The organism is Psychrobacter piechaudii (genome assembly GCF_900162825.1).
GTDB classification, from domain to species: Bacteria; Pseudomonadota; Gammaproteobacteria; order Pseudomonadales; family Moraxellaceae; genus Psychrobacter; species Psychrobacter piechaudii.
In genome coordinates this window covers 1-16,030 of sequence record NZ_FUGE01000113.1, presented here as the reverse complement: position 1 = coordinate 16,030, position 16,030 = coordinate 1, and the positions used below count along the sequence as shown (strand labels likewise).

The 16,030-nt window shown below is 41.6% G+C and carries 13 protein-coding genes and 2 pseudogenes; 6 read left to right on the top strand and 9 right to left on the bottom strand.

Features of this window, described 5'->3' with window-relative positions; genetic code table 11:
* The 3 genes and pseudogenes from A1019T_RS05700 to A1019T_RS05690 all read right to left on the bottom strand — a co-directional run.
* Nucleotides 1-481 (bottom strand): annotated as a pseudogene (locus A1019T_RS05700) (RNA-guided endonuclease InsQ/TnpB family protein); the annotation flags it as partial.
* A gap of 287 nt (nt 482-768) precedes the next feature.
* Nucleotides 769-1,398: a CoA transferase subunit B gene (locus A1019T_RS05695; protein WP_077450807.1), complete on the bottom strand. Its 630-nt coding sequence runs from the start codon at nt 1,396-1,398 to the stop codon at nt 769-771.
* A 76-nt stretch (nt 1,399-1,474) separates the two neighbouring features.
* Nucleotides 1,475-2,176 (bottom strand): CoA transferase subunit A, encoded by a 702-nt coding sequence (locus A1019T_RS05690; protein WP_077450806.1) that lies wholly within the window; start codon nt 2,174-2,176, stop codon nt 1,475-1,477.
* 362 nt (nt 2,177-2,538) lie between these two features.
* Between A1019T_RS05690 and A1019T_RS05685 the strand changes: the two genes are divergently transcribed.
* The 6 genes from A1019T_RS05685 (at nt 2,539) to A1019T_RS05660 (ending at nt 10,759) form a co-directional block, all read left to right on the top strand.
* Nucleotides 2,539-3,948: a GntP family permease gene (locus A1019T_RS05685; RefSeq protein WP_077450805.1), complete on the top strand. Its 1,410-nt coding sequence runs from the start codon at nt 2,539-2,541 to the stop codon at nt 3,946-3,948.
* Nucleotides 3,949-4,234: 286 nt separating this feature from the next.
* Entirely contained in the window at nt 4,235-6,328 is a 2,094-nt protein-coding gene (gene metG, locus A1019T_RS05680) for a methionine--tRNA ligase (RefSeq protein ID WP_077450804.1), read from the top strand.
* A gap of 281 nt (nt 6,329-6,609) precedes the next feature.
* Entirely contained in the window at nt 6,610-7,626 is a 1,017-nt protein-coding gene (locus A1019T_RS05675; RefSeq protein WP_077450809.1) for an ABC transporter substrate-binding protein, read from the top strand.
* A 69-nt stretch (nt 7,627-7,695) separates the two neighbouring features.
* Nucleotides 7,696-8,724 carry an ABC transporter substrate-binding protein gene (locus tag A1019T_RS05670; protein WP_077450803.1) on the top strand — a complete coding sequence of 343 codons (1,029 nt, stop codon included), beginning with the start codon at nt 7,696-7,698 and terminating at the stop codon, nt 8,722-8,724.
* A 290-nt stretch (nt 8,725-9,014) separates the two neighbouring features.
* A complete protein-coding gene (locus A1019T_RS05665; RefSeq protein ID WP_077450802.1) occupies nt 9,015-9,911 on the top strand; it encodes an ABC transporter permease in 897 nt (298 codons plus the stop codon).
* Nucleotides 9,912-9,964: 53 nt separating this feature from the next.
* Nucleotides 9,965-10,759 (top strand): ABC transporter ATP-binding protein, encoded by a 795-nt coding sequence (locus tag A1019T_RS05660; RefSeq protein WP_077450801.1) that lies wholly within the window; start codon nt 9,965-9,967, stop codon nt 10,757-10,759.
* A gap of 410 nt (nt 10,760-11,169) precedes the next feature.
* On the opposite strand, the gene A1019T_RS13630 is transcribed toward A1019T_RS05660, so the two are convergent.
* The 6 genes and pseudogenes from A1019T_RS13630 to A1019T_RS05635 all read right to left on the bottom strand — a co-directional run.
* Nucleotides 11,170-11,358, bottom strand: coding sequence for a DUF302 domain-containing protein (locus A1019T_RS13630; RefSeq protein ID WP_244156552.1), 189 nt, complete (start codon nt 11,356-11,358; stop codon nt 11,170-11,172).
* Nucleotides 11,359-11,380: 22 nt separating this feature from the next.
* Nucleotides 11,381-11,656: a DUF302 domain-containing protein gene (locus A1019T_RS13625; RefSeq protein WP_244156551.1), complete on the bottom strand. Its 276-nt coding sequence runs from the start codon at nt 11,654-11,656 to the stop codon at nt 11,381-11,383.
* Nucleotides 11,657-11,698: 42 nt separating this feature from the next.
* Nucleotides 11,699-12,718 (bottom strand): IS701 family transposase, encoded by a 1,020-nt coding sequence (locus tag A1019T_RS05650; protein ID WP_077450800.1) that lies wholly within the window; start codon nt 12,716-12,718, stop codon nt 11,699-11,701.
* Nucleotides 12,719-12,936: 218 nt separating this feature from the next.
* Nucleotides 12,937-14,205, bottom strand: a complete 1,269-nt coding sequence (locus A1019T_RS05645; RefSeq protein WP_077450799.1) for a saccharopine dehydrogenase family protein — start codon at nt 14,203-14,205, stop codon at nt 12,937-12,939.
* Between the two features lie 413 nt (nt 14,206-14,618).
* Entirely contained in the window at nt 14,619-15,758 is a 1,140-nt protein-coding gene (gene nspC / locus A1019T_RS05640; protein ID WP_077450808.1) for a carboxynorspermidine decarboxylase, read from the bottom strand.
* Between the two features lie 176 nt (nt 15,759-15,934).
* Nucleotides 15,935-16,030, bottom strand: a pseudogene (locus tag A1019T_RS05635) (RNA-guided endonuclease TnpB family protein); the annotation flags it as partial.

The window sequence follows — 16,030 nt, the reverse complement described above, 5'->3', positions numbered from 1 at the left end:
CTTGTACTATCTCAAGCGTGTTAATTTGATATAGGCTTAGGTTGTAGCTATCGAATACATCGATGATGAGCTTTTGACCTTTAGATAGCGATAGCTGTATGGTTGATTTCAGTGCCTTCTTACCTGTCTGCCTTGTTTGCAAATACTTGATGGCAGATTTCTTAAAAGGTATCCAGACAAGTGATTTACGCTTGGCACCAGGACGATTGGTACGCCAGTTAAGTTTGGCTTTTTTAAATTGTTTACGTGATTTAGCGTGTGTCTCATTGATAGCCTGTAAGGTCTGACTGTGTAATCCTAAATACTCACCGCTTCCTTTGGTGTACTCACTTAGATCATAAGCACTAAAAAACTTACCAGTTCGTTTTAGGTGCTCAAAGCACAGCGCATTGACATAGTTCCACACGAAGTTTACCGAACCGCTTAGCTGATTCAGCTCTTTTATGTGGTTGTCTTTAATGCGTAGCTTGAGTGTTTTCATATATTCAGTATGGCAAGATTAATTTTAGCTTACAACCCTTTAACGGCTTCTTACGACAGTGTGTGTCGCCTTATATCCACCCCCTGAAGTGGGTGGTTTTACGGCGAATGGTGATAAATTTAAATTTTGTGGTATCTGGACTTAGCCATAGCACTCATTGTTTTGCTATTTTATGCCGTAAATACGGTTTAAACCTAACTCAAGGAGATGCTAAGCGATTGTCGTTTTTTTAACAAGGGTCTGATTGTTAAAAGAACGACTTCTAGGTTTAAACTGCCGACTTTTTCTTATTGAGTAATGGTGACAGGAGTATGCTTTTGTAACTCCTCAAAGCTTACGCCATCTGCTAACTCTACTAACTTGAGACCATTATCAGTCACATCCATTACTGCAAACTCGGTGATGATACGGTCAACTACTTTTTTACCGGTTAATGGCAACTGACATTCGGCCAATATTTTGGGTTCACCGTGCTTGTTAATTTGTTCCATAAGTACAATAACTCGCTGCACGCCAGCCACTAAGTCCATTGCACCACCCATGCCCTTTACCATTTTTCCTGGGATCATCCAGTTGGCTAAGTCACCTTGCTCAGAGACTTCCATTGCCCCCAAAATAGCCAGGTTAACATGGCCACCACGAATCATAGCGAAGGATTCTGAGCTACCAAAGAAGCTAGCGCTAGGCTTGGCAGTTACTGTTTGCTTGCCGGCATTAATCAAATCTGGATCAACATTATCTTCTGTTGGAAACTCGCCAATACCCAATAGGCCGTTTTCTGACTGCAGCCAAACATTCACACCTTCAGGAATATAGTTTGCCACCATCGTAGGTAAACCAATCCCTAAATTCACATAAAAACCATCTTGTAACTCTTTAGCGGCGCGTTGAGCCATTTGCTCTCTAGTCCATGCCATGTTAATACTCCTTGTGTGCTTTTTATTTTTAAAAAATATCTTTTACCAATCAGCTATTAGCATTGATTTTATGCCTTTATTTTTTCACAGTAATTTTTTCGATGCGTTTTTCTGGGGTGCTATTTAATATTAAACGTTGTACAAAAATACCTGGTAGATGAATTTCATCAGCATCCAGCTCACCAATTTCAACGATTTCTTCTACTTCAGCTACTGTGATTTTGCCCGCCATGGCACAGTCTGGATTAAAGTTACGTGCGGTTTTATTAAAAATAAGGTTGCCCGCTTTATCCGCTTTTTGGGCTTTTACTAACGCTACGTCAGCAGTCAGTGAATGCTCTAGAATATAGGTGCGGCCGTTAAACTCCCGAGTTTCTTTACCTTCGGCCACCTGTGTGCCCACACCTGTCGCCGTATAAAAGGCCGGGATACCCGCACCCCCTGCACGTAGCTTTTCTGCTAAAGTGCCTTGAGGTGTTAACTCTACTTCTAACTCACCCCCTAAGAACTGACGCTCAAACTCTTTGTTCTCACCCACATAAGAAGATATCATTTTTTTGATCTGGCGAGTTTGTAATAGCAGCCCTAAGCCAAAATCATCAACCCCAGCATTGTTACTAATACAGGTCAGCTCTTTTGCCCCGCTGTCCCTTAAGGCTAAGATAAGTGCTTCAGGAATACCGCATAGCCCAAAACCGCCAATGGCTAAGGTTTGTCCGTCCTGGATGATGTCCTGTAGCGCAGCTTCGGCACTATCGTATATTTTTGATTGACTCATTACTCTCTCCTTGTTGAATCAATTGAATTTGTTGCTTTGACACTATCTACTATGCTGATAATGTAAGTTTTATTAGAGCCATTAAAGTTTTAGCTAGTTTCACACTCTTTTTCGGCAATTATGGTGTATATTCGTAACATCTAATATTATATTATTAGACAGTAAAATGCTTATAAGCTAATTTAGTTTACTGTATTTCTTACTTAGGGTACAACTGTTTACTTATCCTGTTGTTTTTCCCCTCACATATAATAACCTACTCGATAAACGGACTTATCAGTAGCAAAGCTAGTTAAACTTGCTAAACAGGCAGTTTAATTAGCAAATTTTTTATTCATACTCAAGCCAAGGAGAAGGCGCCTATGTTTAGCACACTTGCGATTATCATAACTTTATTATTACTGATGTTTTTTGCCTACCGAGGGTACTCAGTTTTAATTCTAGCCCCTATCATGGCTGTCTTGGCAGTCTTACTGTCAGGTGACTTCTTAAGCAGTATTCCCGCCTATACTGATGTATTTATGTCAGCACTTAGTGGGTTTTTATTAAAATTCTTCCCTATATTTTTATTGGGTGCCTTATTTGGTCGTTTGATTGCTGACTCAGGCGCTGCTACTGCTATTGCTAATACTGTAGTTGATAAATTAGGTAGTAATAAAGCCATCTTAGCAGTGATTTTAGTCTGTGCCATTTTAACTTATGGTGGCGTTTCATTATTTGTGGTAGCTTTCGCAATCTACCCTATTGCCAAGAACCTATTTAAAGCCGCAGATGTTCCCAAGCGTTTAATTCCAGCAGCCATTGCTTTGGGATCGTTTACCTTTACCATGACGGCTTTGCCCGGCACGCCTGCCATTCAAAACGCCATTCCAATTCCTTATTACAACACCAACGTATTTGCCGCACCTATCCTTGGCACCATAGGGGCATTGATCATGTTCTTTGCAGGTTGGTATTGGTTGCAGTCTCGTGCTAATAAAGCACGGTTAGCCGGTGAAGGTTATGGTGAACATGATGATGATCTAGAACAAAAAGAAGACATTGATCATAGTCAAACCACCTCTGACCATCAAATTTCCTTTGTTACAGCAATGATTCCTCTTGTACTAGTTATCAGCTTAAACGCCCTATTAACTTATGTTGTGTTCCCAGGTCTAGATTTCAGTAGCTTACAAGCTCAATATCCTGACTTAAATATCCAAGGATCTTTAGGGCTTTGGTCAATTATTATTGCTTTACTTGTGGCTTGTACCGTCTTGGTCATACTACGTATTGGTCACTGGCATAATCTAAAATCCTCTATTAACCGTGGTACCTATGAATCCATGCTCCCTATCTTTAATACTGCCTCTGAAGTAGGGTATGGTGCAGTTATTGCCTCTTTAGCCGGTTTCATTATCATTCGTGATAGTATTTTAAATCTTACTCCGGATAACCCTCTTATCTCTGAAGCAGTAGCCATGACTACCTTAGCGGGTATCACTGGCTCCTCCTCAGGCGGTTTAAGTATTGCACTATCAACCTTAGGAGAAAACTACTATCAGATGGCACTAGCTACAGGTATTGATCCTGAGCTTATGCACCGAGTAGCAGTTATGGCTGCAGGTGGGCTGGATACGTTACCTCATAGTGGCGCCGTGATCACATTACTGGCTATCTGTGGGCTCACTCACAAGCAGTCTTATCTAAACATAGCTATGGTCACTATGCTGATCCCTTTAGTAGCTACCACTACCATAATTATATTAGGAACTTTGCTAGGTTCTTTCTAATAAAAAAATAACGTCAAAAAAGTCTTCTTATTAAGTAAGAAGACTTTTTTATGATTCCTTTTTACAAAGCATAAACCCTGTCTTTTAAAACTTCTGACATTTTTTCACTATGCGAAGCGAAGCTAACCTAGCATCATGACCCCCTTATCCCTAAGTTAACTTTTTTCTAAATCAGCCTATTTAAATAGAGGTTAATTCCCATTTTTATGCCATTTGCGGTATCATAGGCACACATCTTATATTCAGATAATATTCTTAAAAACTAATAAACTTTATAGGTGATTTTGTGCGTCAAATTCTTGTTACCAGTGCCCTTCCCTATGCCAACGGCCCTATCCATCTAGGCCACTTGGTTGAATACATTCAAACTGACATCTGGGTAAGAGCTATGAAGGCTCAGGGTCATCAAGTAACTTATGTTTGTGCTGACGACGCTCACGGCACCGCCATTATGCTAAAAGCTGAAGCCAATGGCATCAGTCCAGAAGAGCAAATCGCAAACGTAAAAGCTTCCCACGAAGCAGATTTTAGTAAGTTCTTAATTAATTTTGATAACTATTATTCAACCCACTCAGAGGAAAACCGTGAGTTATCTGAACGAATTTATCGCCGTTTAAATAATGAAGGTCATATCTCAACCAAAGACGTTAAACAGTTATTTGACCCTGAAAAAGGATTGTTTTTAGCCGACCGCTTCGTTAAAGGTGAGTGCCCTGAGTGTGGAGCACAAGATCAGTATGGAGATAACTGTGAGGTTTGTGGTACCACCTATGACGCCACCGAACTAAAAAATCCATACTCAACTCTATCAGAGGCAACGCCAGTCCTAAAAACCTCTAAGCACTACTTCTTTAACTTGCCAGAGTTCGAGCAGTTTTTACAGCAGTGGACTACTGATGAAGGTCGACTACAGCCTTCAGTGGCCAATAAGTTACAAGAGTGGTTTGAAGCCGGACTAGCCAGCTGGGATATTTCTCGTGACGCCCCCTACTTTGGTTTTAAAATCCCAGATACCCCAGAGAATGAACCTGACAAATACTTCTATGTTTGGCTAGATGCTCCTGTGGGCTATATGGCCAGCTTCAAAAACTTATGTGAACAGCGTAAGGACTCCACTGATCCTGCTAAGCCTGCTTTAAATTTTGATGACTACTGGCTAGAAGAAAATCAGCATAAAACTGAGCTCTATCACTTCATTGGTAAAGACATTGTTTATTTCCATGCATTGTTCTGGCCTGCCATGTTAGCCGGTGCTCAATACCGCACTCCAACCGGTGTATTCGCTCATGGCTTCTTAATGGTTAACGGCGATAAGATGAGTAAGTCGCGTGGTACCTTTATTCAAGCCCAAACGTTCGCCAAACACTTGCATCCAGAATATCTACGTTACTACTTTGCTAGTAAGCTGTCTGAAAAAGTAGAGGATATTAACTTAGACTTCGCTGACTTCATGCAAAAAGTAAACTCTGATATGGTCGGAAAAGTAGTCAATATCGCCAGTCGCAGTGCCGGCTTCATCGTTAAAAAATACGACGGTATGCTTTCTGAAAACTGTGCTGAGCCTGAGCTATTGAATGAGCTTGTTCGTGCCGGTGAGGAAATTGCAACGGCTTATGAAAATCGTGAATTCAGCCGTGCTATGCGTTTAATTATGCAGTGTGCAGACAAAGCAAACGAATACATCGACAGCAAAAAACCTTGGGCCATGGCCAAAGAAGAAGGCCGTGAGCAAGAAGTTCAAGACGTATGTACCGTGGCCATTAATATTTTCCGTCAATTGATGGTGTATTTGGCTCCAGTATTGCCAGAGCTTACTGACAATGCCAAAGAATTCTTAAACATTGATGACTTAAGTTTCGCTAGCCGTCATGAGCTGTTATTAGGCCATCAAATTAATAAGTTTAAGCCATTAATGCAGCGTATCGAACAAGCACAGATTGATGCCATGATTGAAGATTCTAAGCAAGATTTACAAGCTGCAGCCGCACCAACTCCTGCAGCTGAAGATGAAAAATCTTCGTCAAATAAAAAAGCGGATACTGCGGCCAGCGACTATATTGAATTTGATGACTTCATGAAGGTCGAGATGACAGTGGCTCAAGTACTCGAGTGTAATTATGTGGAAGGCGCTGATAAGTTGCTTCAGTTCACTCTTGATGTGGGTAAGGATCAGCCCATCAATGTCTTTAGTGGCATTCGCAAGTTTTATGAGCCTGAGCAATTGGCCAATAAGAAGGTCATCTGTGTGACTAATCTTGCTCCGCGTAAGATGAAGTTTGGCGTTTCAGAAGGTATGATTTTATCTTCTGGGGACCCAAAAACCGGGCTAGTGGTAATTACTTTACCAGATGAGTGTAAAGTTGGGGACAAGCTGGCTTAAAAGCTATCCGTCATAGAAAACTATTCAGACTAATTGATAGCTTGTGATTAGTCTTCAAAAAGCCGATGTTATTAACTTCGGCTTTTTTATTGGCCTTTATAGTCACTGGCTACTTTTTTTATTTCCCAGTTGTGTTACATTATTGTAATATAGACTTACACTGTTAAAATTAAATGGATTATCAAATGCAAAAACAGTCAAATACCCTCTCATTGCTTCCTTCTACCAATCCAACTTCTATTGTTAATTCAAATCTAAAAAGTAAGACTGTTTGGCGCAGTATGATGGCCATGACGCTCGGGGTTGGCTTAGCGACATTAAATGGCTGTACTGATAAGCCAGCAGCAGAAGCTGATGAGGCCGCTGCAGTAACTAAAGAAGCTAAGACAGTGGCCATTACTCAAATCGTTGAGCATCCGTCATTAGATGAGATACGCCGCGGTATTATCAAAGAGCTAGCAGCTAATGATTATGTCGAAGGCCAAAACTTAACGGTTAACTTCCAAAGTGCCCAAGGTAATACCGCAACTGCAGGACAAATCGCTAAGCAGTTTGCCGGAGATATGCCAGATGCTATCGTCGCCATCTCTACTCCTTCTGCACAGACTATTGCGGCATCGACTACCACTATTCCTATTATTTATACTGCCATCTCAGATCCATTGGCGGCCAAGTTAATCAATGAAAATAACGTTCCAACTCAGCCCAACATTACTGGTTTGTCAAGCCAGTTGCCTATTGAGCCGCCTTTAGATTTAATTCAAAAGATTGTTCCTGAGGCTAAGACCATTGGCTATGTTTATAGCCCAGGGGAAGCCAACTCAGTAACCGTCTTAAAGCAGCTACAAGAAGCCGCTCCGGCACGAGGCCTAAAAATCTTAGAAGTAACGGCCAACCGCCCTACCGATGTGGCGATGGCAACACGCAGCTTACAAGGCCGCGCTGATGTTATTTATACCTCTTTAGACAATAATGTAATTAGCGCCTTTGAAGCGATGGCAAGCGCGGCTAATGAGATGAAAATCCCAGTGATTACTTCAGATGAATTCAGTGTGCGCCGTGGAGCGACCGCTGCATTAGGGGTTAACGACTATGACTTTGGCCGTGTCACTGGCAAAATGGTATACCGCGTATTAAACGGAGAAGCCATTACTGATATTAAACCTGACGTTATGAACAAACTGACTTTATATGTCAGTCCAAAACATGCCAAGCAGCAAGGCGTTACTCTGGATTCTTCTGTTATAGCCGATGGCATTAATGTGGATGAAACCAAGCCAAGCAATGAGGCTAAATAAAAGCAGTAAACTCATGCCTCTTATAGACGGAAATTTATAAGAGAATAAAACACCCCAGGAGATTGACCCATGTATAATAAAAATCGCTTTATAAAAACCCTAATGTGGGGCGGCGTTGCAGCAGCTGTCTTAACCGGCTGTAACCAACCTGCTAATGATAACACTGTAGCAGCAGATAATAATGCAGATACCCCTGCTGCCACAGAAGTAAAGCAAGTAGCTATTACTGCTATTGTTGAGCATCCTGCATTAGATGCGGTTCGCCAAGGCGTCATTGAAGAGCTTGCTGCCGAAGGTTATGAGGAAGGTAAAAACCTAAAAATCAACTTCCAGAGCGCTCAAGGTAACACGGCCACCGCAGGTCAGATTGCCAAGCAGTTTGTAGGAGACAATCCAGATGTTATCGTAGCTATTGCTACCCCTTCAGCACAGTCTGTAGCTGCGGCTACCAACTCAATCCCAATCGTATTCTCTGCGGTTACCGACCCTGTTGAAGCGAAACTACTAAAAAGCTGGGAAGGTTCAGGTACCAACGTAACTGGCGCGTCTGATGTCCTACCTTATGAGCCACAAATTGAGTTAATGAGACAGATTATTCCAAGTCTAAAAAATGTGGGTTATGTTTACAGTCCAGGTGAAGTTAACTCAACTATCGTTCTAAAAAATCTAGAAGAGAAGTTAAAGCCAATGGGCATTACGGTTAATTCAGCACCTGCACAAAAAAGTAATGACATTGCTATGGCGGCACGCAGTATCGCTGACAAAGTGGATGTTATCTATACTTCTACAGACAATAACGTAGTCTCTGCTTATGAGTCGTTGTATCAAGTGGCTAAAGAAAGCAAAGTGCCTTTAATTGCTTCTGATACAGGCTCTGTAGAACGTGGTGCGGTAGCAGCACTGGGCGTGAACTATCATGACTTAGGCCGCGAAACCGGTAAAATTGTGGTTAAGATCCTAAAAGGGGAAAATCCAGGGACTATTCCTGTTTATAAAGCAGAGTCTTTAGATTTATACCTCAGCAGAAGCCATGCGGCTGAGCAAGGTATTGAGCTGCCACAAGATCTTCTATCAAAAGCTAAAGAAGTACAAGACTAAGGCAGTCGTTTAATTTGCCCTGTAAAAGGCACATGATTAATCTCATGTGCTTTTTATATTGTTTAGATTTTAATATATTTGCTAGAATAAATATTTTTCTATGACCACATCTTGCGTATTAAGTTATGGTCAATTGATATTGGTGGGTGCTATGCTATCGGTTGTTCGTTTTCGCAATCATAATACTCATTGGTTTACCCTAAGTGCAGATTGCTTAATCTGTTAAATAAACTTTGCCGGACTGTGCTATGTAGCAGCCCGTCAAACTCAAAGCGGTGTCTAAATCTCTTATGTCTCTCATTGCTTTTTTTGGTGCCCTCGAAAGTGGTCTAATTTATGCCTTAGTGGCTTTAGGCGTACTTATCTCATTTCGAATTCTTGATTTTCCAGACTTAACTGCTGACGGAAGTTTCCCGTTGGGCGGTGCTATTGCTGGTATCTCTATTGTATCTGGTATTGACCCTTGGATTGCTTGTGGCCTGGGCATGTTGGCAGGTGCGGCAGCGGGTATGGTTACTGCGTTTTTACATGTGAAGTTAGGTATTTTGCAGCTATTGGCCAGTATTTTGGTGATGGTAGCTTTGTATTCAGTCAACTTACGCATTATGGGCGCGCCAAACTTACCTTTATTGGGTGAAGAGACTGTATTTAGTAACTTAGTGACCAATGAGAATGGCTACTGGATGCGCTGCGTTATCATCGGTGGCGTGGTATTGATTGCCAAATTAGTACTAGACTTGTTCTTTAGTACCGAAGCAGGACTGTCGATGCGTGCAACGGGCTCGAACTTGCGTATGGCTCAAGCACAGGGCATTAACACCTCTTGGATGACCATTATTGGTATGGCAATCTCTAATGCCTTGGTGGCTTTGGGAGGCGCACTATTTGTTCAAACCCAAGGTGGTGCTGATATTTCAATCGGTATCGGAACCATCGTTATTGGTTTGGCAGCTGTTATTATTGGGGAGACCATTATCCCTGCCAAGCGTATTTGGTTAATTACCTTCGCTGTGGTTATAGGTGCCATTATTTATAAGCTCTTTATTCAAGTGGCTTTATCAAGTAACACTCTACGTAGCATTGGCTTTGGCTCACAAGACTTAAACCTAATTACAGCCTTATTGGTCGTAATTGCCCTTCAATTACCAACCATTAAGTCAAAACTATTATCAGGTCTTCGAGCTTAACCGCCGTTGAATTGTTACTTTTAGCCCCATTGAACCCATAAGGATATCGCCCTATGATGCAAGCCAACGACCTTAGGTTAACCTTTAACCGAGGCACCCCTATCGAAAACCCCGCTCTACGTGGTATTAGTTTAAATATTGCTGAAGGCGAATTTGTGACTGTTATCGGTACCAATGGTGCGGGCAAATCTACCTTTTTAAACGCAGTGAGCGGCACCACTCGAGTTGACAGTGGCTCAATCTTATTAAACGGTATTGATGTTACTAAAAAGACAGCTCACCAAAGAGCACACTGGGTAGCCCGTGTTTTCCAAGACCCTATGGCCGGTACTTGTGAAGCCCTGACCATTGAAGAAAACCTAGCCCTAGCTTATAAAAGAGGCGGTAAACGAGGCCTAAGTTTTGCTCTAAATAATAAAAACCGTGAGCTGTTTAAAGAAAAACTGTCTATTTTAAAATTGGGTTTAGAAAACCGTCTGACTGATAGAATGGGACTGCTTTCAGGGGGTCAACGTCAAGCGGTTAGTTTGCTTATGGCCTCATTACAGCCTTCTAAAATCCTGCTACTAGATGAACATACCGCTGCACTAGATCCAAAGACAGCGGCTTTCGTATTAGAGCTGACCGACAAAATTGTCACGGAGAATAATCTAACGACAATGATGGTTACGCACTCTATGCAGCAAGCTCTGACCCACGGTGACCGTACGGTGATGTTACACCAAGGCCAAGTGGTTTTAGACGTTTCAGGTGATACGCGCAAAGACATGACCGTACATGACTTACTGGATATGTTTGAAAAAACACGTGGTGAAAAAGTAGAAGATGACAGTCTGATTCTAAGTTAATTTTAATCTGCTAAAAGCAGATAAGTTAAAAAGTAGATCCAATAATTACTTCTCGCCCTATAATAGTTAACAATAAAAAAGCCTTTCACTTAGTGAGTAATGCCTGTCAGTTAAGAGATTTTATAGCGGAATCGTGAAATTTGTTTTTCTAGAGCCCGATATTTATGGAGGCCTCTGGTTTTAAAAAACCATATTTCCGCTAAGTCTCTTGCTTAACTGACTGGCATTACTCACTTAGTGAGAGGCTTTTTTAATCTGTAACGCTACTCTACCCTGCTAATTTTAGCTAATGGTTTATGTTTATTAAGCTGTACTTAGTATCGTGTATTTAAAGCTTCTTATTTAACTGGTTCTATTAAATCTAGCCAGGCTTTTTTAATTTCTACTCAATCCTATTAATGTCACAACTTCTATTCAGTAACCGTCTTAGTAATTAGCTTTTGAGCGCCAGCCAGCGTGTTTTCAACATCGCTATAATCAATACCAGTATTTTCAATCAATGACTCTGTTGTATTGAATACGACCTGTACCTTGCCATCGACTTCAGTCACCAAAACCTTAAGGGGCAGCTGTAAAGCGAAGCTTGGGTCTTTTTTCATTAAAGGCGTGCCTGCTTTGGGATTACCAAAAATCAGCACAGTGGCTGGTACTTAGCTCGACCTTTTGCGCGGCCTTGGTGTGATCAACTTTGGCAAACACTGTCATGTTTTTACTAACAATAGCCTTTTCCAGACGTTGTAGCGTCTCCTCATAGCTGTATTTACTGTTAACGGTCTTGGTTTTTTCTACATTCGTAGCAGATGCTGTTATTGTTTTTCGAGAGCTGTTTTCAGTATTTGAAGTGTTTTTCTCAAATAGTCCCAGGTTCTGACAGCCAGTTAATAACACTGTGGCCACTAATGCTCAAACTGCCAAACTCATTTTATTTTTCATTAGGACTTACGCAACAATCAGTCTAGGCGAGCGTAACTGCTCGCAGAGATAGTCATCCAGCAAGCCATGTTTTAACTGATATACCGTTTTCTTTGTCTGCCTAGCAATACGGGTCAAACTTATCCAAACTAATATAGAACAGCAAATATGATTGCGCTGAATACGTGCTTTTCGACACTGATTAGACTCTATACCTGTTAATTGCTTAATCTCACGATGAAACTGCTCAATTTTCCAGCGTATGGCGCACACCTGTTGTACGTCATCACGATTTGTTTGAGTGGTGTCGTTGGTTACGACCCAATCCGTGCGGTGAGTACTCACCACAACCCGAAACAGTTGCACTTTATAGTCTTTAGGAAATTTATTGATCTTAATTAACTTGCCACTATCTTGTTCGGCCTCAGTCCATTGTAAAGCACTGACTGAGGTATAAACGCGTTGCCCCTTGGAATCATCAACCAAACGGTTGCTCTTAAGCGGACAGTAAAAGATTTTACCTAAACCATCAATGGTCAGCATGATATCTTTAGTAGCATACCAGCTGTCCATAAGCACCGTTTTAAATACCAATTGCTTGTACTCGATCGTGTGTCGTAACATATCTTCTAAATGATCAAGCTTGGTTTTATCATCGATGGCTTTGTCGTAAATACGGTAGTCAATAACCCAATACTGCTGGGTATGCGGGTTAACGTAGATGCAGTTTACAAGACCAATGCCTTTAATTAATCGTTTAGCATTGCCACTATATTGGCGGTTGACCAGTTCTATCTTATGACTGTGATCTTTGTCTAATACGGTATCATCAAAGAGCAAGTAACCCTCAGCATCGGCGACAATGTCTTGTTTAACTTGTTCCCATACTAGACGAGGTTTGAGTTTGTCACCTTTAATATAACGGTTGATACGGTCATGACTGATGTTCTCAGGATGATGATCAGCATAGTTGGTGATGGTGTAGTTTATTTGGCTAACCATGAGATACTGGCAATAATCTAGTCGGGTTACTTTGGGCTTCTTCATGACTATTATGGTACTACGCTATGCTTTAGATTGGCAATATATCTCTGGTTTTGTATAAGTCCTATTCATAATTCCCTCGGTTTTATAGATTGTGTGATTTAGTTGTTGCTATAGCTTCACACAATCCTAGCCGGAGTTCAAACTTTTGATAAAAAAAGGACCTAGCCGAAGCTAAGTCCTTATTCAATCTACAAACTTACAAATTGAATCGTCAATAATTAAATCTCAAACTGTAAAGGACGATCACCTTCACTGTCTTGGATACGGGTTGGTAGACCGATTTCATTAAGCAGGTTAATAAATGGCTTAACGTCTAACTCTTCAACGTTCGCCATGTGGCCCACATCCCACTCACCCGTAGCGACTAACATCGCCGCTGCGACTGGCGGTACACCCGCAGTATAAGAAATACCTTGGCTACCCACTTCGTTATAAGCTTCTTTATGATCAGACACGTTATAGATGAAGATTTCAGTATCGACGCCGTTGATTTTACCTTGGATTTTGTCGCCAATACAGGTCTTACCGGTGTAGTTAGGTGCCAATGAGCTTGGGTCTGGTAGTACTGCTTTTACCACTTTAAGAGGCACAACCTCTTGACCTTCAGCAGTAACCACAGGTTGCTCAGACAATAGACCTAGGTTTTGTAATACTGTAAATACATTGATGTAGTGATCACCAAAGCCCATCCAGAAGCGGATATTTGGCACATCTAAGTTGGCTGATAAAGAGTGAATTTCATCATGACCACTTAAGTAGCTATTTTGCTCACCCACAACAGGCAAGTCATCAGTACGCTTTACCTCAAACATTTTGTTTGATTGCCACTGGCTGTTTTGCCAAGAGTAGACGGTACCGGTAAATTCACGGAAGTTAATCTCTGGGTCAAAGTTAGTAGCGAAGTACTTACCATGGCTACCAGCGTTGATATCAATAATATCAATATCGGTAACCGAACCTTTATCCATCATGTCATAGCCGGCACGAGCGTAAGCATTCACTACGCCTGGATCGAAGCCTGCGCCTAAGATGGCAGTGATGTTGTTTTCAGCACAGCGCTCTTTACGCTTCCACTCATAGTTTGCATACCATGGCGGCGTCTCACAAATCTTACGAGGATCTTCGTGAATGGCCGTATCGATATAAGCAGCACCAGTATTAATACAAGCTTCAAGTACCGTCATATTAACGAAAGCAGAACCCACGTTAATAACGATCTGAGTGCCTGTCTCTTTGATTAGCTCAGCAACAGCTTCAGAGTCCATGGCATCAACTGCATGCGTATGTAACACTGCTGGCTGCTTGAAGCTGCCTTTTTCTTCAACGCTCGCTGCAATGGCATCACACTTCTCTTTGGTGCGTGAGGCGATATGTAACTCACCCAACACATCATTATTCATTGCACATTTATGAGCCACAACTTGGGCTACGCCGCCAGCGCCTATGATTAAGACGTTGCGTTTAGGGGTTTGAGCATTAGTAGTCAATCTGAAAATCCTCCTTAGTGGGTCAATTTAATCAAAATAGAATTGACACCGTGAGTGTTGTGCGTGAATTAAAAAGGAAGAATTGGGAAAACCCACGCACCCGAAATGAATTGTAGAACTGTCTTAAAATAAAACAACTTTCTTTAGTGGCTAATGACCAAAAAAACGTACAAAAGCCGAGCCATTAAAAACGCAGCATTATAATGTTAAACTGTTATTTATGCGACTGTAATTTGTGCTCTTTTCGATGATTTTAGCTACTTACTGTTACCACTTACCTTTTTTACAAAAAGCCTATCCACTGCCTTCTATAATGCCATGGATAGACTAGATTGGGGGAATTAAAGCCAATTAGCAAACAAATCACAGACAGTTAACCTAGTTATCCCAGTTTAACTGTCCGGTTTTCAGTATTAAGACAAGCTGGCTTTGAAGTCTTCATAACCAAAGGTTTTTTGAACCTTTAGCTCACCTTGCTCATTGCAAATCACGATAGCAGGCATGGCCACGCCATTAAACCAGTTCTTTTTGACCATGGTATAACCGGCAGCATTACCAAATGCTACTTTATCGCCGATAGCTAGTGGCTTATCTAGAGCATATTCACCAAAAATGTCACCCGCCAAACAAGATTTACCATAGATAATGGTACTGTCATCAGTCTGCTGGGAGATCATATGATACTGTTGCTCATTGATTTGTACCAAAGGCGCGGTTTCACGATAAATCAAGAGATCCAACATGTGCGCTTCAATCGAAGCATCTACCACAGCCAAAGGTTTACCGTTATGCAGCGTATCTAATACGGTCGTTACCAACTTAGCCGCATTATGAATGCAAGCTTCGCCGGGCTCTAAATATACTTGCACCCCGTATTTCTCACTAAAGGCTTTTAGTCGCTCGGCCAATGCTTCAAGCGGATAATCAGGGGCGATAAAGTGAATGCCACCGCCCAAACTTACCCACTCAAGCTGATAAAAAATATCACCAAACTTGGCTTCAATATCCGCCAAACTGGCACTGAAAGCCTCAAAACTGTCGTTTTCACAGTTGTTGTGAATCATGACCCCAGTGATCTCACTCAGCACTGGCTTGATTTTTTCGATATCGTGCTCCCCTAAGCGGCTAAAAGGACGCGCTGGATCGGCAATGATAAACGAGGAATTACTGGTTTTTGGGTTAATACGAAGGCCCACAGGAATGCCTTGCGCTTTGGCCCTGTCTTTGAACGCATGTAGCTGATTAAATGAGTTAAAGATGATTTTGTCGGCATAAGTTAAAACCTCATCAATCTCATCTTGGCTGTAAGCGACGCTATAAGCATGCGTCTCTTTGTCATCGCCAAATTCTTCTTTACCGAGCCGCACTTCATTCAATGAAGATGAGGTGGTGCCATGTAAATAAGGCTTCATTTCATCAAACACCCCCCAAGTGGCAAAACACTTAAGTGCCAACAAAGCTTTCGCCCCTGATAAGTCACATAGGCGTTTAACAATTTCTACGTTTTGCTTAAGCGCAGCAACATCGATTTGATAATAAGGGGTTTTTAGCATAGGTTCTTTTTGCATAGGAGCGTCCTATATTAAGTAGCTGATATGAAGCAAGCGTCTACAGTTATATATGGCAGCTATTGCTTAATTACAATAGCGGAAGTGATTGATTTTTAGTACTGATTTAAGTACAAGTTTAAACAATAGTACGTCACTGAACTTTTGACCTCCTCCCCTCGCTAAACCGAGGGGATTCCTACAGCTAGACGGTCAAGCCCGACCGCAAGGATGTTCTTAGCAGCATTGATATCTCTATCATGCCATGTGCCACACTC

What these genes read in the sequence shown, in the direction of transcription:
- A1019T_RS05690 (WP_077450806.1), bottom strand. Translation starts at nt 2,176, where the DNA reads ATGAGTCAATCAAAAATATACGATAGTGCCGAAGCTGCGCTACAGGAC.
- A1019T_RS05670 (WP_077450803.1), top strand. Translation starts at nt 7,696, where the DNA reads ATGTATAATAAAAATCGCTTTATAAAAACCCTAATGTGGGGCGGCGTT.
- A1019T_RS05695 (WP_077450807.1), bottom strand. Translation starts at nt 1,398, where the DNA reads ATGGCATGGACTAGAGAGCAAATGGCTCAACGCGCCGCTAAAGAGTTA.
- nspC (WP_077450808.1), bottom strand. Translation starts at nt 15,758, where the DNA reads ATGCTAAAAACCCCTTATTATCAAATCGATGTTGCTGCGCTTAAGCAA.
- A1019T_RS13630 (WP_244156552.1), bottom strand. Translation starts at nt 11,358, where the DNA reads ATGAAAAAAGACCCAAGCTTCGCTTTACAGCTGCCCCTTAAGGTTTTG.
- A1019T_RS05650 (WP_077450800.1), bottom strand. Translation starts at nt 12,718, where the DNA reads ATGAAGAAGCCCAAAGTAACCCGACTAGATTATTGCCAGTATCTCATG.
- A1019T_RS05685 (WP_077450805.1), top strand. Translation starts at nt 2,539, where the DNA reads ATGTTTAGCACACTTGCGATTATCATAACTTTATTATTACTGATGTTT.
- A1019T_RS05665 (WP_077450802.1), top strand. Translation starts at nt 9,015, where the DNA reads ATGTCTCTCATTGCTTTTTTTGGTGCCCTCGAAAGTGGTCTAATTTAT.
- A1019T_RS05660 (WP_077450801.1), top strand. Translation starts at nt 9,965, where the DNA reads ATGATGCAAGCCAACGACCTTAGGTTAACCTTTAACCGAGGCACCCCT.
- A1019T_RS05675 (WP_077450809.1), top strand. Translation starts at nt 6,610, where the DNA reads ATGATGGCCATGACGCTCGGGGTTGGCTTAGCGACATTAAATGGCTGT.